Raw genomic sequence first — 20,981 nt, forward strand, 5'->3', positions numbered from 1 at the left:
CCGTCATCCCGTTACTTCTTGGCGAGGATGCCGTTGACCTTGGCAGCCGCTTCCTTGAGCGTCGGCTCGATCTCGCCCTTGCCCAGATAGATGGTCTGGATCGCATTGGAGGTGGTCTGGGCGATGTCTTCCCAGCCCGGGATCACCGGCGCGAAGATGGCGCCGGGCAGGAGGGAAGCGAACACCTTCTTGTCCGGATCGTCGGCGAAATAGGGATCCTGGGCCTCCTTGGCATTCACCGGCAGGAAGCCTTCGTTCTTGTCGAAGGCGGTGCGCTGCTCGGTGGTGAACAGGAAGGCGAGGAATTTGAAGGCCTCGTCCTTCACCTTGGAATTCTCGAACAGCACGATCGAATCGGTCACGCCATAGGTGAAGGGTTTGCCGTCAGGCCCGAGTGGAATCGGCGCCACGCCATATTTCAGGTTGGGCGCTTCCTTCTTGATCTGGCCGGAGAGGAAGGGCGCGGTGATCACGGTCGCGACCTTGCCCTGCTTGAACAGGTTCTGCACGTCCTCGCGAGCATAGGAGGTCACGCCCGGTTCGGTGAAGCCACCATCGATGAAGCCCTTGTAGAGCTTGGCCGCGTCGATCGCCGCCTGGCTGTCGAGGCCGGACTTGCCGTCCTTGACGATCGCCCCACCATTGGCCCACAGCCCGTAGTAGAAATAGACGTCCGTCTCGATTTCCTTGCCCTGCAGGCCGAAGGGGGCCACGTCCGGCGAAGACGCCTTGATCTTGGCGGCGGCGGCCTGGAAATCAGCCCAGGTCTTGGGGAACTCAGTCACGCCGGCTTTGGTGAAGACGTCCTTGTTGTAGTACATGGCGCGGGCGGAGGCGGCGATCGGCAGGCCGTAGGTCTTGCCGTCCATCACCGAGGGCGACAGGAAGGTCTCGATGAAGCTGCCCTTGAATTCGGGCGTAATGTAGCTGTCGAGCGGAGCGACCACGCCCTGGGAGACATAATCGAGCAGCCAGCGCGTACCGATGATCGAGAGGTCGGCATTGGTGCCGGCCGAGATGTCGGTGGTCAGCTTCTGCTGAAGATTGTCCCACGGCACCACTTCGATCTCGATCTTGGTGTCGGGATTGGCTTTCTGGAACGCCTCAGCGGCTTCCTTGAAATAAGGGCCGGTATCCTTCGAATATTCGGCGATGGTCACGCGCACCGTGCCAGCCTGCGCCACCGAAGCGCAAGCCAGGAGACTGGCGCCTGCGAGTAGCATCGCCATCCGTCCGATCATTGTCATGAAACGTCCCCGTCCTTGTCATTGCTGCGGTCGTTGCCGCGCCCCACTGCTCCGATAAGAAGACGTGCAGCTACTTCTTCGATTTTCCGCGTGTTGGAAAAATAACTCTGCTTGGCTTGATTGGCATCGTAGTGATTCCGTTTATCCAGTACATGAGACGATTAATTATTGTACCAGCACGTTTTCGTCCCGGCATTGTTCTTGACCAGTGACGTTGCGAGGTAAGTTAACCCGTAGATGACACCAATGCGCTGTTCACGCCCGCCGTAAGTGTTTTCATTGGGAGCAACATAGGTACGGCCATCGGTCGAGCGGTCTTGCAACATAAGCTGCCGCTCATTGTGCAGCTTTTCCCAGATCGATGCCGGAACCGTGGTGTCCTTGTCGAGTCCGAAGAGGGATATCAATTGGTCAAAACCGCCAAAATAGCCAGGAAATTCAGTCCCCCAGTCATTACCTTGTGGATAGTTGATGACGGCGGAGCCTGGTTCATAGATGGTCTTGGTGCCTGTACCCACTGGGTATTTCTTGTCGACCAAAGCCTTGTAGATGAGAGAGACATTCCGGGTTGCAGATACGGGAGCGCATTTGCCCCCCAACGCAGCCGATACTGCCTCATAAAGCCCCTGATCGATGAGCATGTAAACCGGATGCAGTATATCATGATTGTAGACTACGCCATCGTCCGTCAAATTCGTGCCTTGCAGCCATATCGACGGCCGTAATCCATTTACGATGACGGCATCACTCAGATCTGCTGGCCTGGCTGTCGCAGCGAGCAGCAGTTGCTTATGACGAGATTTCCAGAATTCTGCCTTCGGGTGGTTCGGCATCATTGCCACCGCAAGGCCCAGTAGGGCGGCGTTCCACTGATCTTCCTCGATTTTGCTGTCGCCGGGCGTAACGACAGTTCCATCACGGCGGGTCATATAGAGCTGTTGTCCGCTCGTGCCGATCAGATAGACATCATTGCCGCTCAGCAATCTTTCCGCTTCTGCCACCATCATTTTGACGACTTTGTCCTTGTCGTCGGTGGAAAGCTGATCCCACACTACCCACGCGGCAAAGCTGCCATAGTAAGTCCACAATGCCGACTGCCATTCGTAGCCCCAAGCCGTGCCCGAGTTCGCATTATTAGCCTTGTGGCGCGCTGCAATGGTACGGACGAGATTTGTTGTACGGGCAGTGGCTTTGTCAGCGGAGAGATTCTTAGGGTCGTAAACGCCGGTCTTGAGCGCAATAGCGACTGTTACCGCAGCCATCGCCGGATAACGTATCGCAGCTTCGTTGACCCCGCCAAGATCAAGGTAACCATCCGGCGCATAGGAAGTGTACTTGCTGGCGTATGCAGGGCCGATTAAATATCGCGCGGAATTCGCAAGAATTTTTCTCACCCTGGCACCAGATTCATCCACGCCTGTCTTGTCTCCGCTGTAATAGTTCAAAAAACCCCAATCAATCGGCTTCACATAATCACGAAGCGGAAGGCTCTCGACTATGCCGGGCCTCAGCATGGTGATCGGATCGTTTTCGATGGCCGGAGGTATAACAACCGGAGAGCTTGTTTGTCTGGCCGATTCCGTGCTGAGAAGCGCCTCCGGCGAGCCGAAAGTTGGGGCTGGACCGCTCAATTCACTGTCAGAGCTGCCGCTATTACAGGCGCCTAGCAGCATGGCTAGGGCTACAATCGGGAACCTCAGCCGCAGTGCCATTTCGTTCACCTCTTATGTGGCATCCACCAATATTTTTGCAAAAACGACTAGATTGGTGAGGTAGATAATTGTTCTAAGTTTATAAATTTAGCTTACCGACCGGCATCTACGATATACCAGAACATAATAGACGGCCACTATCCGAAATTACTGTTTTTTGTAGGCCATTAAATCTCGGTCATTATTTAATTTTAAAGAAAATATATTCAAATATATAATTTTATTTAGAATTATGTTTATAACTGATATGAGGGGGCGGTGCCGAAGTCCCTGCCCGAAACAGTCCCGAAATGACCGGACACTTTCTCACGCTTAGATAAGAGTGAGTCTTATGCACGGCGCCTCATCGGCGCGCATACCGACGCCGGCGCAATCGCGGTTATCGTCCGTCCTACTTCCTGCCTGACTGCGCTAGCTGATCTCGATTTCCATCAGGGGCCGCCGACACCGATGACGTGCTCCCCGTCTTTGGATCGCCCCGGGCCGGAACTTCCGGGGTGTCTGGCTCAGAGGCGATTTTCCGACCAACGAGGTCGCGACGAAACTCATCTGGCTGGTCTTGTGCGAAACTACGGCAGAGTGGAAAATGCCGGCCCGCAAAAAATGGGAGAGCCAAAATCTCTGTTCGCTATTTTGTTTGAGGATCGTTTCATCATTGCGTGAAGCTTATCCCGCCCCGGAGACAAAAATTCCGACACTCCCTCGGAAAGACTAAGTCAGATCGCCCCTCCGGGACTTCCGCTTCAATACGATGGGTCCGGCGCGAGCCGCCGGACCCAAGCAGTATCAATCAGGTCTAGTCGAGCTTAGAACACCCGCTTCAGGCGGACACCGCCCTGCCAGATATTGCCCTTGCCTTTTTCGACGGCCACGTGGTCACTGCCAGTTTTACCATTATCGAACCCATCGCCATTGTCGCTGCGAGTATAGGCAGCTTCCGCAGAAATCGTCAGGCCCTTGACGACGGTATAAGCGAGGTTCGCGGCGACAGTGAACTCCTTGACAGTGAACTTGCCACCGCCGAGGCTGCCAGCAACATTGTCATATTTGGTGTCGATATAGCTGCCAACCAGGTTGGCATTCAGCTGGGGGGTGATGTTGCCGCCGAGTTCAGCAACAATCGACCAGCCCTTGCCGCCCTTGAACTGGCCTCTGCTGTCGACGAAGAAGTCCTGCCCGCCAATCTGAGTATTGCCGATGCCCAGATAGTCCAGAGCGCCATTGGCGTACTGGCCTTCGACCACGAAGTGACCGCCGTCGATGAAGGGGAGCTTGATCAGGCCGGAGCCGCCGACAGCCCAGCCATACTTGTTGCGATTGCGGCCAAAATCATCTGCAAACTGTCCATTCGTGCGGAACTGATGACCGGCACCCTGAACGGCGACTGCTCCCCATTCCTGATCGAAACGCAGCTGTCCGACGACATCCGGAACCTGCTGCCCGCCTTGATCGTTGAAAAGCTTGTCCTGACGATGGTCGCGGCCATCTTCAACCGACAGGGTTGCACTGAAGCCACCACCAAACTGGGCTGTATAGGCGATCAGGTTAACCGTGTTGCTTTCGGCATAGTAAGGCGCCCAGATGGTGTCGCCGTAGTCATTGTCGTAGAAGCCGAAGAATGAGTGGGCATAGCCGGCCGTCAGGCCGCCGAACTGAATGAAGGCTTTGTCGATGGAAAAGGTGTTGGAATTGTAAGTGTGAGTATCCGAGATTTTATGCGAGTCGGCATTGATCTGGAAGTAGGAGCGCAGCAAGCCCCAATCGGTCTGGGTGCGGGCGTCGAACCAGATGCGGGCCTGGGTGTTGAAGGCCGAGCGATTGTCGTCGCGGCTAAATTTGTAGGCCTTGCTGCCGCCGAAGACGCGGTAGTCGGCGCGGATCTCGCCGCCGATTTTCAGGCAGGTGTCGGAGCCGGGGATATAGAAGAAACCCGGACCGAAGGCCGAGCAGACCTTCACATATTCAACGGCTTCGCCCTTGGTCAGGGGCAGATCGGCGGCCTGGGCCGTGCCGATGGAAGCGATAGCGGCGGCGGCGCCGAGAAGAACTGATTTCATCGTCATTGAGACGACCTCCATTATTCGCGATGTCCTGATCCGTCTCATCGGTGTCCGGATGCAATCGCGCAGAGTTGCGCGATAAGCGGCAAGATGGCGGCAACGTAGGGTCATCTCAATATATATTTCCACATTCGAGACAAAAATTAGCAACTTTTTAAAACTATGTGACAATATCAACACACATATTAAAAATATAAACATATTTATAAAAAAATGTAGAAATATTTACTTAAAGTAAAAACATAAAACATTATATATACTTATAGATGTGTCTTCGCCTGCATCAGGTGGAATTGACCGAAGATCGAGATCTGTTAATCTACCTTCGGTGGTTCGCGAGACCCCCAAACATTGCGGAAAGCCTGGCTGAGTTTGACCTCCCAGCCAGGCTTTCTCGCGTTCGGCCATTCAGCATGAATGAGAGCGCTACACGCTCGACATAGTGCGAATTTTCAACTTCCCACATTGACTCGGCGGATCGCTGGTACGCTTACTTCGGTGATTCCTGCCTGCGGTCGATTGAGATATGGAACTGGCGACCGAACACCAGAATGGCAATGTCGATTTGCGCCTGGCCGCTTGGCATGCGCATATTTGATCGTCCAGCGCGCGTCACGATCCTTCTGGTGCGGCTTGGATGGCTTGTTCTTCAATCCTCAAAAATCTGGAGACCTCGAAAAATTGGTGACGCCTGATGGTAGGGAGTGATTCACTGCAAGGTCCGACAGTGGAGGCAGGCATGGCGGGACAGCCGGGTTTCTTCGATCTTTCGAACTGCTATGAAGCGCTGAGTGCGGCGGGCGATCCGCTCGAGCGGTTGACGGCGGTGGTGGACTTCGAGGGTTTCGGCGGGCCGTCGCATGCCGCGCTTGGGCGTGGGTCTGGCTCCAAAGGCGGCTGACCGCCCTTCGATCCGGTTCTGATGTTCAAGATTTTGGTGCTGCAGGCGCTCTACTCGCTGTCGGACGAAGCGAGCGAGTTCCAGATCAAGCACTGGCTGTCGTTCCAACGGTTTCTGGCGTTCCAACGGTTTCTGGGGCTCGGCCTGGATGGTGTGGTCCCCGATGCGACCACAGTCTGGCTATTCGGCGAGCGACTGGTCAAGGCCAAGGTGATCGACCGGCCGTTTGCCCGCTTTGATGCCGCACTAACCGACCGGGGCTATCTGGCGATGGGTGGGCAGATCATCAACACGAGCGTCGTGCCGGTGAAGCAAGCAACGTAATACCGAGGAAAGAGCAGGCTGCGATCAAGCAGGGCCGCGTTCCCGAGGCGTGGAAGCCGGCGAAGGCGCGCCAAAAGGGTCGTGACGCGCACCTTTCGCGGTTGAAGAAGCCGCTGAGGGCCGAGGGCTGGTCGCTCAAATACACCAAGACGAAGGTGAAGGAGGATGCAGACCCCAAGGCTGCCAAGCCGGTCGATCTGGCGATCCCGATATTCGGATACAAGAACCATATCGGCATCGACCGCACGCAAGGGCTGATCCCACCTGGATGCAAGCCCCGCCAATGCTCACGACGGGGCGCGGCTGCCGGGCCTGGTGAGCCGCGCCAATACGGCTTCGGGCGTCTGGGCCGATACCGCCTATCGCTCGAAGAAGAAGGAAGCCTTCCTCGCCAAAGGCTCGTTCGTCACCAACATTCACCACAAGCGGCTGCCGCGGCGCTCGTTGCCTGAGCGGATCGCGCGGGCCAAGGCCAGGCGCTCCAAAGTCCGTGCCCATGTTGAGCACGTGTTCGCCGGGCAGAAGTACCGCATGGGCCGGATCGTTCGTACCATCGCCCGCGCCCGCATCAAGATCGACATGGCCAACCTCGCCTATGACTTCCAGCGCCTCGCCTGGCTCCAGGGGAGGACTGCGCCCGCATGATGCCGAAATTGCCACCAGCCGGCCGCTAAACGCCAAAACCGCTGGAATATCGAAACAATGATAACCAGCAGTCCCCACACCAATCCATCCTATGCTGTCCTTCCGGCAAAATCATAGGGTTCTTCGAAGTGTCCAGCTTATATCTATCATCCGTTGAGGCGCTCAGTTATCGCAAATAAGCCTGCCGCCGGAGCGGCCGGCCTCTATTCTGATGTCGGGGATCAGGACTTCAACACGGTGACCTCTGACGGCGCTTCAGCCACCTTTCGCCGCTGCTCACCATCCCATCGCGGCATGTCCCGCATCTCGATCCCAAAACAGTCCAGCGCGCGGCCAAGCGAGTGGTCGACAATGTCCTGCACGCTCTCGGGATGGGTGTAGAAGGCCGGCACCGGCGGATGGATGATGCCGCCGATTTCCGTGACGCTCAGCATATTGCGGATATGCCCGGCGTGGAGCGGCGCTTCCCGAACCATCAGGACGAGACGGCGCCGCTCCTTCAACACCACATCGGCCGCCCGCGTCAGCACCGTCGTTGTCACGCCACTCGCCACTTCAGCGAGCGTTCGCACCGAACAGGGAGCGATGAGCATGCCCATGGTCTGGAACGAGCCACTCGCGATCGACGCGCCGACGTCGCCTATCGGGTGAACGACGTCGGCCATGGCATGCAACTGTTCGCGGCTGAGACCGGTTTCATAGTCGCGAGTCATTTCTCCCGCGCGCGACACTACCAGATGGCTTTCGATGCCAAGCTCGCGGAGAACCTGGAGCGCGCGGATGCCGAAGACGATTCCGGTTGCACCGGTGATGCCTACAATTAGGCGGCGAGGCGTTGTCCCTCCCGTCATTCATCACCCTTATCGAAGAGCGACGGCGCCCACAGGCTCGGGTCGACCTCCATAAACTGGGCCCGCACGAAATGGTCCTTGAGATGATAGGGCACCGTCGCGTCGTAAATGGTTTTGGTAGTGGTTCCTTTGGCCGTGACGCGCGGATCATAGAGCGGCGTTTGCGACGGATCCAGAACATGGCCGGTGACCCCTGGCACGAAGATCGTGTCGAGATCGCCCGAGAAGCGCGTCTGCATCGCCCAGAGCACATCGTTGGTGTCGAACAGGTCGACGTCCTCGTCGACGAGGATGACATTCTTGAGTTCACGATAGACCGCCAGGGCGATAAGAGCGGCCTGCTTTGTCATGCCATCGTCGCTGTCGTTGCGCTTTTTCACTTGAAGCACCGCCAGGAACTTGCCGCCGCCGGAGCTGTGCGCATAGACGTTTTGGACCAATCCGGGCAGCGCGTCCTGGCATTCGATATGAATGCTCGCCTCGGTCGGGATGCCGGCCAAGCTGACATGTTCCTCGCCAGGGCCTACGAGTGTTTGCAGGATCGGATTCTTGCGCGTGGTGATCGCCTTGACCTTGATCAAAGGGAGCGAGGGATTCGCATCACCGTTATATCCCGGAAACTCCGGCATGGCCTTGCCGGTCTTGGTATGCTGGTCCTCCTGGACGCGCACGTTGGGCAAGATTTCGCCTTCGATAACGACCTCGGCGCGGGCGATTGCCCATTGCGGTACCGTCAGGCATTCCACCAATTCCACCGGCTTACCGCGCAGGCCGCCAGCAACGCACAGTTCGTCAAATCCGAAAGGCGTTGTCGGCGCTTCGAATTCGGCGCCGATGTGGATTGCCGGGTCAAGCCCCATGTTGATCGAGATCGCGAGCGGCTTGCCGGCGGCTTCGGCCTTTTTGCGAAAGGTATCGATGTGACGGCCCGGAGCGAAGAAGATCGACAGTTCGTCTTTGCCCTGAACGCACAGTCGATGGATCGTGACGTCGACATTGTTGCGATCGTCGGGGTCGCTTCCGAGTACCAGGCCCAGGCAAAAGAATGGCCCGGCATCCTCAGGCGTGTTGGTCGGCGCTGGCAGAATCTTGCGCAGGTCGAAACCCTCGTCCTCGGCCCGGTAGATCACCTCCTGGCAGGGCGCATTCTCGGCTTCGACCACCACTGGCGGCGTGACGTTCCTACGAGCCTCGGCCATATGGATGCCGATTTCACGTGTCGACGCGCCGAGCAGATGTGCAACGCGTTCGCGGCTCGCCATCAACCCGACCAAAACTCGGAAGCCGGGGTAGCCTTTCACGTTATTGAAGGTCATTGCGGGCCCGATGCGCGTCGGCCGCATTACGGTGCCGCCGGCCCCGATGTAGCGGTAGACACCGGCTAATTCGGCGTCGGGATCAACCTCTCGGTCGGTCTCGATATATTGGCCAGGGATGGTCTTCAGCAGTTCGACCGCTGATCGAAGGTCATTGACGGGCGGCACTTTCCAGCCTTGGGGGTGCGGATCGCCCGGTTTGACGACGTGATAGGTGGTTGGGCGCTTCTGTGGCATGGCGGCGGTCTTCCTCAGGCTTTTTCGACGTAGGACTTGAGGTTGTGCAACGCCTCGCCCCAGTGAGTATTGCAGAAGGGCAGATGCGGATCGCTCTCCGACCATTCGCCGTCGGTCAGTTCGACCAGACAGCGCCCATCATCCAGGTCAGAAAGCTTGAACATCAGCTTTTTGCCGATCGTGCTGCCGGTACCCTCGATGGCCGCCTGTACAACGGCGCTGTCAGCTTCGAGGGCCTCGGTGCGCCAACTGAAGTGGGTATCCGGCTTGGGGGCGAGCGTCAGGACCTCGCCAGGCGCAACGGCGCCGTCGACGGTTCCAAGGTGCCAGCCGCGCATCGCATCGATATCTGTGAGCGCACGATATATCGCGGCTCTGGGGGCGGCGATCTTAATGGCATGCTTGAGCGTGACCATCAGTTTTCCTCCTTCGCGTTGTCAAAACTTCCAGCCCACATTCAAAAGGACCGAGCAACGTCCACGCCGTCACTCCGTTCCTTGTTCCATCTTCGCTTGACAGCGAAACTAGGCCGTCGGCCAGCTATGTGTTGCAGCCCCCAGAAGGCCGGACACTTCTTACGGGTTGTATGAGCGGCGATGAACTCGGGAGGAGAACGATATGCGAGAGATCGATGTGGGTGGCAGTCTCTTCCAACGACACGTCCAGACCGGTATAATGTCTCATGGTTGCTCCTTCCCTGTGCTTGTGGCTGCTCAATACAGACCACGTTGCAACACCCCGAATAGAGCGGCCGCCTCCGTCGTTGGCGAGTTGAACCCCAATCACCCCATCTGTCTGGAAATGCTAGTGGCGCGGCCGTTCTCACGGCGATTTCTCCGTTTCCGGTGCTCGCACACCAAATATGCACAGCGGCTCTCGAAACCACCGCTAGTCGACTTACGCCAGCGCATTTCCAAACGGGCTCTGAGCCTAGCGGGGCAAGATTCTGTACCGCCGCTGAGATTTTCTGAACGCGATCTGGCGCTGTACGGCAGATATTTCTCCGAAGTATTTTTACCTCACGGCGTCAATTAGAGAATCTATGGCACCAAATACTTAGCCATCGCCATCATTCTGTACGTTGCATCTCCACAGGCGGTATTTTTAAGTTATAAAACAGACCTGGAAGCCTTTTATTCTGGGTCAATCTTTACAGTCAATATTGTCTGTCGAATATCTGTAGAAATAATTGATTTTGTAACCGACATCATCTGGTATAGCCTTTGAGAATTCTGGCCATTATAGTGCTTATAATATATGATATTGCCATTCTTCGCTGAAATAAAAGCACCAATGTAACTTTTATTCAGAAAATCGCCCAAAATCATAGCGCTTCCATCGCCCGTCTTCACTCTCAGGCCGTCAAGATTTTGCAATGCCAGAGGCAACGGGTGGCTAACATTCTAACCACGATCAAGAGAAGCAGTGGGATAGAGCTGTTCCATATGCTGGTAGCTCCATCGGTTGGCTGGGTAATAAAAGCCATTTCCGCTGCTGGCGTCGACTTCAACACGGCTTGATGGCTCGGAAGAAGGCGCAGCACTTGCAACAGCCGGAGAGAGAAGCTCCAATGAAAGCAACGGATTCGATCGGAAAAGTTGGTATACACTTCATATGTATATCTCTTTTTTATAGGAAAATCATAGCGATTTTAGCATGGAAGTCGATTCATGCAATTAATAACTCATATAAAGATATTTAGTCTCTGGCAGATGGTAATTTGTTGCTGCCAAATTTGCCAAATTGTAGAGCTTAATACGAGAGGTATCCGTGCAATCTAGAGATGGAATCTCGTGTGTTCGCCGTCTATCATCATCGCTCATGGTCGATTGAGCTACGGTATATACTTACAGAAACAATTGTGTCTTTAAGCCTGTTTATAAATGCTACCATCGTCAGACGGCCGCGCCAGTAGCATTTCCAAGCAGGCTCTAACTGGCCAATAATCTGCTCGTGAAATTCCCGGTCCACAGGCTCTCGTGCCGCCGGTAAATTCGGGCTGCGCTGTAACTCTTCCAGCGCCCGTGCCCCATGGCCCGCACGAACGGGACGCCAAGCTGGCCCGCCGGTACGCGTGACCCGTTGACCGCCCGTTGTCAGTGGGGATGAGGCCTCGGAATTAGCATTACAGTTGCATATTTTTCGTCCTCTAAATCTACGAGTTTCCATGGTTCGGAGATCATGGATGACGGGTGCATCGATCGAGACGGCGCTTGAACTTTGAGCCTGTTCGCTGCGCGAGGTAAAGGCTTGGATGCGTTGGCAGTTTACCTAGGAGCGCGTTGCCGCATCCGCGAACCTTTCCCTGGACAGCTTGCAGGGTGAGGAGCGGCGTAAGACAGGCTGGATGCGCGCTGAGGCAGCCGGTGATCCGGTCCCATGGCGGCAACAGGCCATTTTGGGTCGAGGGAGCTGGGACGCCGATGCTTTGTGCAACATCGTGCGCGATTACGCTTTGGAGACGCTTGCCGATCCTGGCGCAGTGCTGGTGCTCGATGAGACGGGCTTCCTGAAACAGGGCAAGGCATCATGCAGTGTGGCTTGCCAATAGACTGGTTCGGCGGGCAAGATCACAAATTGTCAGATCGGCGTGTTCGCCTCCTATGTCTCCCGTCATGGCCACGCCTTCATCGATCGTGCGCTCTATCTGCCGAAGGCCTGGACGGACGCCCCTGCACGAATGGCGAAGGAGCATGTACCGGTAAAGACCAGCTTTACTACCAAACCGGGGCTGGCGCTGGCCATGATTGAATGGGTGATTGCGTCGAACGTGCCCTTTTCTTGGGTTGCAGCTGACAGCGTCTACGGTGTCGGTGACATCGAAATGGCGCTCAAACGAGCCGCCAAGGGCTATGTGCAGGGGGTGAACGCCAATCGTCCCTTCCACTCATTGCATAGATCGTCGGCTGTGGCCGGGACGGCGCAAGACATCGCCGAGCTCTTGCCCGAAGAAGCCTGGCGGCGTCTGTCGTCCGGCGAAGGGACCAAAGGTGCATGACTGGACGATTGGGTCTATCTTGAACTGGCCGATTTCGATGCCGATGATTTTGATGCGGCCTTTCCCAGCGTCTGGACACGCGGGCCGCTGATCCGCTGCAATATCGTCGATGACGATCTGGCCTTCTGGAACTGTCAGGAATTTCGTGGTGCGCCAGGCTAAGCTGGTGCGGCCTAGCCGGTGGAAGTCCGGCCTGGGTAAGGGGTCTCGCCCGTCCGGAAGTGAGTGTTGCGCAGTGGAAGGCGACGACCACGGCGAAGCGTACACAACGATGCTGTGGGGTGTGGGATTGAGCCACGTAAGTTTCAAGGCAGCAGAGGCCGAGGCGGTCACGAACGTCGAAGGCAACATGTGCGGGACCGCTATGCGAGGTCACCACGCTTTGTCGGGGTCAGAGGCTACATCACGCAGCAAGAGATCGTGTCGAAACCTGGGAGATCTCCTGATTGACCAACTGCCCTTGAGGCTGGCTGGTCCGCGACGGGAAGGCGAGGAGCCGTAGCCGCCGATGAACGATCAGGAGAAGTCTGACCCCGTCATAGTAGCGGTGAAGTCGCCGAACGGAGCCGAGGTATCGGTGAAGGAGCCAATGGAGCCAAGGGCGGGGACCAAGGGAAACGCGGGCCGGCAAAGCACGCACCGGGTACAGAACCGGGCGAGCGTGACCCAGGCGCTGGACCGTGTACGGCAAGCCGCCAGGCAAAGGAAGAAGGAGCGGTTCACCGCACTCCTCCACCATCTCAATGTCGATACGCTACGGATGGCGTTCTATGCGCTCAAGCGCAAAGCGGCTCCGGGTGTGGATGGCGTGACAAGGCAGGACTACGAGGCGGATCTAGAGCCAAGGCTGCAGGATCTGCACATACGGGTCCATCGGGGAGCCTATCGCCCGCAACCGTTCCGCCGGACATACATACCGAAGGCGGACGGACGGGAGAGGCCGCTGGCGATCACAGCCTTGGAGGACAAAATCATTCAGGGCGCGGTCGTCATAGTGCTCAACGCCATCTACGAAAGCGACTTCGTCGGCTTCTCCTACGGGTTCCGGCCCGGAAGGGGAACGCATGATGCCCTGGACGCCCTGTCGGTGGCGATCGCAACGCGGAAGGTGGGCTGGATACTTGACGCTGATGTGGAGAACTTCTTTGGCAACGTGGATCAGAGCATGCTCATCCGCTTCCTGGAACACCGCATCGGTGACAAGCGCATCACCTGCCTGATTCAGAAATGGCTGCTGGCGGGGATCCTGGAGGAAGAGGGGGTTAAAGTAGAGGGCAGGGGAACCGGACAGGGCTCGGTGATCTCACCGCTCCTGGCCAACATCTACCTGCATTACTGCTTCGACCTCTGGGCGGAGCGTTGGCGTCGGCATGAAGCCCGCGGCGAGGTGATCATCGTGCGTTACGCCGACGATCTCGTGGTGGACTTCCAGCATGAGGCTGACGCTCGCCGGTTCTGGGATGCGTTGCGCAATCGGTTTGAGGCGTTCGCCCTCGCACTCCACCCGGAAAAGACGCGCTTGATCGAGTTCGGCCGCTTTGCGGCTGAACGTCGTCGAGAGCGCGGACTTGGAAAGCCGGAAACCTTCAACTTCCTGGGCTTCACCCACATTTGCGGAACCGCGCGAGACTCCTGCTTCATATTAATGCGGAAGACGAGAGGGGACCGGATGCGGGCTAAACTCCAGGAGATCAAGGAGGAATTGCGACAACGGAGGCATCAACCGATTCCGACCCAAGGCGCGTGGCTCAGCCAGGTCGTACGAGGCCACTTCGCTTACTTTGCGGTTCCAACCAACCTGCGGTCGCTGAAAGCGTTCCGTCACTGGGTGGTCGATATCTGGCGGCGCGAACTTCAGCGCCGCAGCCAGAGGCATCGGCTGACATGGGATCGTATCGCCAAGCTTGTGACCGGCACCCTGCCACCCGCGCGGATCACTCACCCCTGGCCAAAGGCGCGCTTCGCCGTCAAACACCCAAGGTAGGAGCCGAGTGCGCGAAAGGCGCTCGCTCGGATCTGTGCGGGGGGCGCCTGGCAACGGGCGTCCCTGTCGCGAATGCGGGCTGGCATACCGGCGCCGATGCAAAAACGGCGTTCGATCCCGGCGGTCTACTGGACGGCTTGAAGGAGGCGCGGGCCGAGCGCGTGTTGAATGCCGAGATGGATCACCATCTCGGCGGGCAGGCCGAGACTGGCAACAGCCGCAACGTCTACAGCAAGAAGACGGTGATCACCGACACCGGCAAGCTGTCGCTGGATGTGCCTCGCGATCGGGCGGGCAGTTTCGATCCAGCGCTGATTGCCAAGTATCAGCGCCGCTTTCCCGGGTTCGACGACAAGGTGATCTCGATATATGCCCGCGGCATGAGCAACCGGGAGATCGTCGGGCACCTGCGTGAACTCTACGGCGTGGACCCGTCGCCAGATCTCATCAGCGTGGTCACCGATGCGGTTGGCCGAAAGCTCAGTAGACGCCCATCAAAGTCGAAAAGCCCCAGAATACCCGCTCCCGTCGCCACCTCCACCAAGCATGACCCGGAATCGCAACAGCCTCGAAAATGCGAGGGTTTTCGGAGGCGTCCAAGTTCTGGTCATCGACAACTCCGTCGTTCGTTTGCAGGGGACTTGATCGCGTACAGGCGGCGAAGCTGGATCGTCGGGATGATCCACAGCGACACTGCGTTCAGCAATCATTTCCTTCAAATCGCTTGGGTTGAGCTTTTAAGCCAGATGCCATCGCGCGCATAAGAGCATCATTGATTTTTCATGGCATTATGACCTCGAAACACGAAATTTCTTTAAATAAAATTCAGATAAAGCAGTAACATAAGCCTTAGTTTGTGTACCTACGCTGTGAATTTCTACATTAAAATCTAATGCTTTGTTATTAAAAGACAATAAATATAAATAAATAAAGAAAAAATATTGCATGTCATCGCGCATGGAAGTCGCTTTTGTCACTGAAGTGACATGTGGCTATGCTAATTGACCCCGCTATCCAGAAAACTTGCAGAATGAAGAAGATAAAACGGTTTCGGAATAAATTGTGATACAGGGGCCTAAAAGTGCATATTGTAATACTACGTGATCCGAAAAGGACAATATTATCAACTATAGTTGTACTTTCTTGTATTATAGGTTATGCTCCGGCAAGTGCCAAGGAAAAAGACGATCTCAGGATTCTGACGTACAACACCTGGCTTGATGGCAATAAAATACCGCTTCTTGATCTTAACGGCAGTGGCGTCAATCCGGATCAATTGAGAAAATTCCTGAGCGTGGGGGATTACGATATTCTTCTGCTGCAGGAACTTGTTCCGATCTTCGGCAAGAATACGAGTCAACTAAAAGATGTCCTCAACGGTACGGGGAACGGCAGCTACGATCAGAACTTTGGACCGGACAAGGGGATCTTGTCGCGCCTCGAAGGCACTATGGGATTGCAGGATATTGGCGTAGGTTTTGTCAATACCGTGATGCCTTATCAGAGAGTGGCGGGACAGGGATCACGACCAGAGGTTCTCGTCACACCGATCCATCTCAATGCCAATGATGACCCGAACGATTCCAACAACAGCCCGTCGGGGACGGGTAGTCGCCTCGATAACGTCAGGGCTTTGAACCAGTGGGCGAAACAGCAGACCATGCCGATCATCGCCGCCGGCGATTTCAATGCCGGCGATGTCTCCGAACGCGGACTGCTGCGGAAACAGACGCAAGAAGCCCTTCTGCGCAAGGCGCTGCGTGACAAAAACCAGTATTATCTCAATCTGGTTCGGCAATACGCCACCAATAAGGACGCGCTCGATAAGTTCATCAAGAACGGTAATCTGGACGCACCGATTCCGAGCGATCTCTTCAAAGACGAAAACTACCCTGTCCCCGATAATACGCCGCGCACTTTGAACGTTCTGAAAAAACAGTTCATGATCTTGCAAAAAGAGAGCGAGCGCGAACCTTTCAGGCCTCATCCTGGTCCCGACGATGGCAGTTCGACGTGGGCAAACAAAGGACAAGACAACACTATTGCCCAATGGCCTAGCTGGGATCGTGTCCAGATCGACCATTTCACGGCATCACGCCCTTTTGGCAAATGGTGGGAGGTCGTCGACGATCCCAACAACAGATATCTTGGCACGCTCGATACCAAGACCATCACCACCGATGACGGCAAGACATTCAGCGATCACAACCTCGTTGCTCACGACCTGCGCTGGACAGGTCCGAAGCTGGAAACCTATGAGGAGAATGGCCAGAAGAAGACGCGGCTGGTGTGGGACAAGGATGCCTATCATTTCCAGGAGAAGAACAAGGAGTTCTTCCTGACTCGCAACAATATGCGTAGCGACGTCTATCTCGGCCAGGTCTCCGATGATAACGGCATTCCCATCCTGAGTTGGCTGACGGAAGAGGAGAAGAAGACCAAGCTCGACTGCAAGAGCAAGGACTTGCGTCTCGCCCAGACCATCCGCAATTATTGCATCGATGACCATTCATTCATCGGCCAGGCCAAGGTCAGCGATGGCGGCACTGTCATCATTGACGAGGATGCGGCCCTGGGTGGCGAAAAGGCCAAGCTCATCCTCGACAATGGCAGTCTGCGTGTCGACGGAAAGGATATGCATATCCTCAACCGCGAAGTGCGCCTGGATGGGCTTGGCGGCTTTCTCGACATTGCCGACCCTGACAATTTTGTTGCTGTGCCCAAGGCCGTCACGGGTAGCGGTGGCCTCGTCAAGAACGGCGAGGGTGCCTTGTACCTTACCGCCGACAACACCTATACCGGCGAAACCAAGGTGAACGCTGGCAGCCTCTATATCGGCCTCTATGCCGGTGGTTCGCTCGTATCCAATGTTCTCGTCAATCAGGGCGCTTTGTTAGGCGGAACGGGCAAGATCGGCAGCCTGACGGTGAACAGCGGAGGCAGCGTCGGCCCGGGCAATCCGCTTGCTCCACTCGGCACGCTGACCGTGAACGGCAGGTTGACCTTCGAAGATGGCTCGATTTACGAAGCCGATATCCGAGCCGATGGTAGCGGCGACAAGATCATCGTCACGGTGGGGGACAGCAGGGCTCTGGGTGATGATGGCAAAGCCATCATCAAGAACAATGTCAACGTCAATGTCGGGTTGAGTGCGCTCGATCCGCTTACCAGCTACAAGGACGGCCAGCTCTACCGGATATTAGAAACCCAGAATGGCGTTACCGGAATGTTTGCCGGGGCGAGCTCCAAATCGGCGTTTCTGGATTTTAGTGTCGGCACGGCCGATGGCAAGAACGTCGATATGGAGATCAAGGTCAAGAAGCTGCCTCCTGTCAAGCCGGGCGAGGATGGCAAGCCAGCTTCGGGACGATGTCAGCGTGTGTTGGACTGCTATTCCAACGCCCAAACCCAAAACCAATATAAGGCGGCTGTCGGCTTAGGCTCGTTGGAGCAGAGCGGCAAGGCGCTGGCGCTCTACAATGGGCTCTTGGTGCTCAACGCCGAGGAAGCGCGCGGTGCCTTCGACCAGCTGTCAGGTGAAGTACATGCTTCGATTGCGGGTGCGCTGGTCGGGCAGTCCGCGATCGTCCGCAACGCCGCTAACGACCGGCTACGCTCTGTCTTTGGTGCTGTCGGAGCCAGGACGATGCCGGTCTTTCGTGCCGGTTCGGACGGCCTGGAAGAGGGCAAGCAGCCCGGTTTGATCACTACTGACGGCATGGCGCTATGGGGCCAGACCTTCGACTCGTGGAGTGTGTTTGGTGGGAATGGCAACGATGCTGGCTTGAGCGTGAATGTCGGCGGCCTCATGGCCGGCTTCGACGCCCCCGTCCACGACAACGTGCGTGCCGGCCTTCTCGGCGGCTATAGCCGTAGTGAGTTCAATGTCGATCGGCGCAATTCCTCCGGGAATAGCGGCAATTACTATCTCGGTCTTTATGGCGGTGGGCAGTGGGGCGCCTTCTCGGTCCGCTCGGGCTTGAGCTATACTTGGCACGATATCGACACCAAGCGTTCGGTCGGCTTTCGCGGCTTCAGTGATACTCTGCGTGGACGCTATCACGCCGGCTCGCTCCAGGCCTTCGGCGAGCTCGGCTATCGTATCGATGCTGCTTCCGTCTCGCTCGAGCCCTTTGCCGGTTTTGCCTACGTCAATCTGAACAATGATGACTTCAGCGAACGGGGCCAAAGCGCGGCGGCGTTGCGCGGCGGCGGCGAAAGCATGAATACAGCCTTCAGCACGCTTGGCGCCAGGTTCTCTTCGAACTTTACGCTACTCGGGATCGATATCAGGGCGAACGGCACGTTGGGCTGGCGTCATGCCTATGGCGATGTCGATCCGAAAGGGAGCTTTACCTTTGTCGGGTCGGGCGCCTTCCGTGTCTCCGGCGTGCCCATCGCCAGGGACCTGGCGCTGGTTCAGGCCGGGCTCGACTTCAAAGTCACGGAAACCACCACGATCGGTGTCAACTATAGTGGCGAGTTCGGCAAGAAAGCCGCGACCAACAGCTTTGACACCAGTCTCAAAGTCAGGTTCTGACGAAAAGACGACGATCTTCTTGTCCTCGCGTAGTCAGCCATCCGTTGCGGATTCCGGCGAAGTCGGCCATGCATTCCAATTTGAAGTCGGTCACCTGTGGGGTCATTCGCATGGGTCGTGTAGAGGATGTTTCGGGACGCTGGATCGGTCAATTGTTGGAGGGATGAAGCTCGGTTTTTCGCGCCTTGCGCAAGCTCTCTCCGTTGAGCTCGATGCGATAAGCATTATGGACGAGACGATCGAGAATGGCGTCGGCGATGGTGGGGCTACCGATGAGCTCGCACCAGCGCTCGACGGGGATCTGGCCGGTGACGATGATGGATCGAGCCTCGTAGCGGACTTCGCGTTCAACAACTCCCACGTCATCGTGTTCGATATCCGTTCTGAGTATCGAACCGCGCTCCCAGATACCAACTTCATCGATAGCAGTCGCCTGATGCTACCATATTGGATGCTGAACGGCGAAGAGCTTGAGGAGGTCTTCCTCGACACCGAATCGAATGATCACAACCAGCGGAACGTCTTCAAGGAGGCAGTTATCCGCGACTGCAAGGCGCACTACGCTGGTTCGGACGAAGATCGGGGCCGGATTCACCTCGACACCCCGCTGCCATTCGACATCAGGAACGTCCTGCAGCATGCGCTCGATCGCAACGCCGAGATGGTCGATACAGGCGAGGTCTGTGCGGCGAGCAACAAGGAGAAGGCGGGGCAACCGAAGCTGATGTAGGGCAGCCTCCACGGTCGTCTCACTAATTTCGTCAATCGGCTCGAGAGCAAGATCAACGATCGGCGGCTCGACTTCTTTCTAGGCGAGAAGTCGAAGGCGATCACGTTTGAGGAAACGTTACGATCGATCCTCGGGTATACGGCCGGTTCCCATGAGTGAAGCAAATACGTAGTTCCGGCACACTTGCCGTAACATATGCGGCGACAGCCTGGAGAAATTCGCACATCCCGGGTCGCGCCCCAGCGAGCCCGATCACAACCAGCGCTGCCGGCGATTGAGAATCCAAGCGTTCTGCCGCGATCAGAGTAGCCGAGAGTTTCGGGACATACCGGAAATAATCGCTGTCGCAGCCGAAGACGAGCGTTAATTCAGGTTTATCTGTCAGGTTGGTGGGAAGCTTTGAGATCCTCGGCAAGCGGTTGCAGAAAGGGCAGAGCTTTTTGCGGGAGATACCGGATGATGTTGGTGACAACCCGCCGTCCGAAGATCCGCTGAGACCGACCGAGCGCGATAATTGATCGATGAAGGAGGGACGGGCCGCACGAAGTTCGCCCAGATAAAATGGTTCTGCTGCAAGCTTGAAGAAGAGACGTGGAATTCCAATCCATTAACCAGGGAAGGATGGCTTTACCTCGCGGGCGCGCTCGATCTGGCCACCTGCAAATCCTTGCTTGGGCGCTATACGCCCTTTGCGCACCCAACTGCGGCTCGCGCTTGATGATGGCCGAGCAACATCAAATACAACCCGAAGACCTCATCTATCATTTCAATGGCGTAAGCCAATACGTTGCCGAGGCCTTTGCCAAATAAATTTCCGCTATCAAGACAAAATCCTCGATGAGCTGGGACCGCATGTTGCTATGACAACGCCTCTATAGAAAATTTCTTCCACATCCTCAATGTTGAATTTGTTCACCAGCGACGATAAGCAACGAGGCAGGAAAAACAGAATCTAGACCGGCGTCCGCCACTCCGGGGCAACATCAAAGCGGAACCCGATGCTTTTCTTGATCTCGAAGTTCCTACGGCGTCGGCTCATAAACTTCGGCACCATATTCTTGCGGCGACGAGCTTTACAGCGAGGAGGTAATTTTCCGGCGCTTATCATATCGGGCACGGTGCGACTCTTTCATGTTGGGAGTGAGGGGGCTCTATTTGTGTGAGGCGTTGGCGATTTGCCTTTCATCATGGCCTGCCAGCATTGGACGGCGTCCCGTACCCCCTGGATCAGGATTTTTCTCAGCAGGCCGAAGCCGGCGCGGAAGATGGATTGCGCTTTGCGCTTGTGGGTCTTGATGATGATCGGCCGGTGCCTTGTCCTCCATTCTCCAATCGGATGGGCAAAACTGAAGGCGACGGCCAGCACAGCGATGAGCTTGGCGATCTGTTCCGGGTCGGTGATGTGGGTGTCCTCGAGGTTGAGCCCGTGCGTCTTG

General features: G+C 56.5%; 9 protein-coding genes and 5 pseudogenes. 6 read left to right on the forward strand and 8 right to left on the reverse strand.

Annotated elements, in window-relative coordinates; all coding sequences use genetic code 11:
• Positions 1-11: 11 nt before the first annotated feature.
• The 3 genes from ACTJKX_RS35835 to ACTJKX_RS35845 all read right to left on the reverse strand — a co-directional run bounded on the left by ACTJKX_RS35835 (position 12) and on the right by ACTJKX_RS35845 (position 5,022).
• Positions 12-1,229, reverse strand: a complete 1,218-nt coding sequence (locus ACTJKX_RS35835) for an ABC transporter substrate-binding protein (RefSeq protein ID WP_440728238.1) — start codon at positions 1,227-1,229, stop codon at positions 12-14.
• Between the two features lie 179 nt (positions 1,230-1,408).
• Positions 1,409-2,959 carry a hypothetical protein gene (locus ACTJKX_RS35840; RefSeq protein ID WP_440728239.1) on the reverse strand — a complete coding sequence of 517 codons (1,551 nt, stop codon included), beginning with the start codon at positions 2,957-2,959 and terminating at the stop codon, positions 1,409-1,411.
• An 806-nt stretch (positions 2,960-3,765) separates the two neighbouring features.
• A complete protein-coding gene (locus ACTJKX_RS35845; protein ID WP_440728240.1) occupies positions 3,766-5,022 on the reverse strand; it encodes a porin in 1,257 nt (418 codons plus the stop codon).
• Positions 5,023-5,758: 736 nt separating this feature from the next.
• Between ACTJKX_RS35845 and ACTJKX_RS35850 the strand changes: the two are divergent.
• Positions 5,759-6,889: pseudogene (locus ACTJKX_RS35850) on the forward strand (IS5 family transposase).
• A 221-nt stretch (positions 6,890-7,110) separates the two neighbouring features.
• Here ACTJKX_RS35850 and ACTJKX_RS35855 read toward each other — a convergent pair.
• Genes ACTJKX_RS35855 through ACTJKX_RS35865 form a run of 3 tightly spaced genes read right to left on the reverse strand, consistent with a single transcriptional unit; the run spans position 7,111 to position 9,709 of the window.
• Complete coding sequence (locus ACTJKX_RS35855; protein ID WP_440728241.1) at positions 7,111-7,740, reverse strand: UbiX family flavin prenyltransferase; 630 nt, start codon at positions 7,738-7,740, stop codon at positions 7,111-7,113.
• Positions 7,737-9,293 carry a UbiD family decarboxylase gene (locus ACTJKX_RS35860; protein WP_440728242.1) on the reverse strand — a complete coding sequence of 519 codons (1,557 nt, stop codon included), beginning with the start codon at positions 9,291-9,293 and terminating at the stop codon, positions 7,737-7,739. Before ACTJKX_RS35860 ends, ACTJKX_RS35855 begins: the two co-directional genes overlap by 4 nt.
• Positions 9,294-9,307: 14 nt before the next feature.
• Positions 9,308-9,709 (reverse strand): SRPBCC domain-containing protein, encoded by a 402-nt coding sequence (locus ACTJKX_RS35865; protein WP_440728243.1) that lies wholly within the window; start codon positions 9,707-9,709, stop codon positions 9,308-9,310.
• 1,817 nt (positions 9,710-11,526) lie between these two features.
• On the opposite strand from ACTJKX_RS35865, the pseudogene ACTJKX_RS35870 reads away from it, so the two are divergent.
• The 4 genes and pseudogenes from ACTJKX_RS35870 to ACTJKX_RS35885 form a co-directional block, all read left to right on the forward strand.
• Positions 11,527-12,423 (forward strand): annotated as a pseudogene (locus ACTJKX_RS35870) (IS701 family transposase); the annotation flags it as partial.
• A 376-nt stretch (positions 12,424-12,799) separates the two neighbouring features.
• Complete coding sequence (gene ltrA, locus ACTJKX_RS35875; protein ID WP_440728244.1) at positions 12,800-14,275, forward strand: group II intron reverse transcriptase/maturase; 1,476 nt, start codon at positions 12,800-12,802, stop codon at positions 14,273-14,275.
• A gap of 32 nt (positions 14,276-14,307) precedes the next feature.
• Positions 14,308-14,745, forward strand: a pseudogene (locus ACTJKX_RS35880) (transposase); the annotation flags it as partial.
• 611 nt (positions 14,746-15,356) lie between these two features.
• Positions 15,357-18,815 (forward strand): autotransporter domain-containing protein, encoded by a 3,459-nt coding sequence (locus ACTJKX_RS35885; RefSeq protein WP_440728245.1) that lies wholly within the window; start codon positions 15,357-15,359, stop codon positions 18,813-18,815.
• A 148-nt stretch (positions 18,816-18,963) separates the two neighbouring features.
• On the opposite strand, the pseudogene ACTJKX_RS35890 reads toward ACTJKX_RS35885, so the two are convergent.
• Positions 18,964-19,152 (reverse strand): annotated as a pseudogene (locus ACTJKX_RS35890) (ATP-binding protein); the annotation flags it as partial.
• 30 nt (positions 19,153-19,182) lie between these two features.
• On the opposite strand from ACTJKX_RS35890, the gene ACTJKX_RS35895 reads away from it, so the two are divergent.
• The gene (locus tag ACTJKX_RS35895) at positions 19,183-19,545 is read left to right on the forward strand and encodes a helicase HerA domain-containing protein (RefSeq protein ID WP_440728246.1); all 363 of its coding nucleotides are present in this window, start codon (positions 19,183-19,185) and stop codon (positions 19,543-19,545) included.
• A gap of 1,129 nt (positions 19,546-20,674) precedes the next feature.
• Here ACTJKX_RS35895 and ACTJKX_RS35900 read toward each other — a convergent pair.
• Positions 20,675-20,981 (reverse strand): annotated as a pseudogene (locus ACTJKX_RS35900) (hypothetical protein); the annotation flags it as partial.

The organism is Labrys sp. 22185, from assembly GCF_052045555.1.
Lineage (GTDB): Bacteria > Pseudomonadota > Alphaproteobacteria > Rhizobiales > Labraceae > Labrys > Labrys neptuniae.

Bases quoted from the DNA above. Each gene is read 5' to 3' on its own strand.
- ACTJKX_RS35840 (WP_440728239.1), bottom strand. From the start codon at position 2,959: ATGGCACTGCGGCTGAGGTTCCCGATTGTAGCCCTAGCCATGCTGCTA.
- ACTJKX_RS35845 (WP_440728240.1), bottom strand. From the start codon at position 5,022: ATGACGATGAAATCAGTTCTTCTCGGCGCCGCCGCCGCTATCGCTTCC.
- ACTJKX_RS35855 (WP_440728241.1), bottom strand. From the start codon at position 7,740: ATGACGGGAGGGACAACGCCTCGCCGCCTAATTGTAGGCATCACCGGT.
- ACTJKX_RS35860 (WP_440728242.1), bottom strand. From the start codon at position 9,293: ATGCCACAGAAGCGCCCAACCACCTATCACGTCGTCAAACCGGGCGAT.
- ltrA (WP_440728244.1), top strand. From the start codon at position 12,800: ATGAACGATCAGGAGAAGTCTGACCCCGTCATAGTAGCGGTGAAGTCG.
- ACTJKX_RS35835 (WP_440728238.1), bottom strand. From the start codon at position 1,229: ATGGCGATGCTACTCGCAGGCGCCAGTCTCCTGGCTTGCGCTTCGGTG.
- ACTJKX_RS35865 (WP_440728243.1), bottom strand. From the start codon at position 9,709: ATGGTCACGCTCAAGCATGCCATTAAGATCGCCGCCCCCAGAGCCGCG.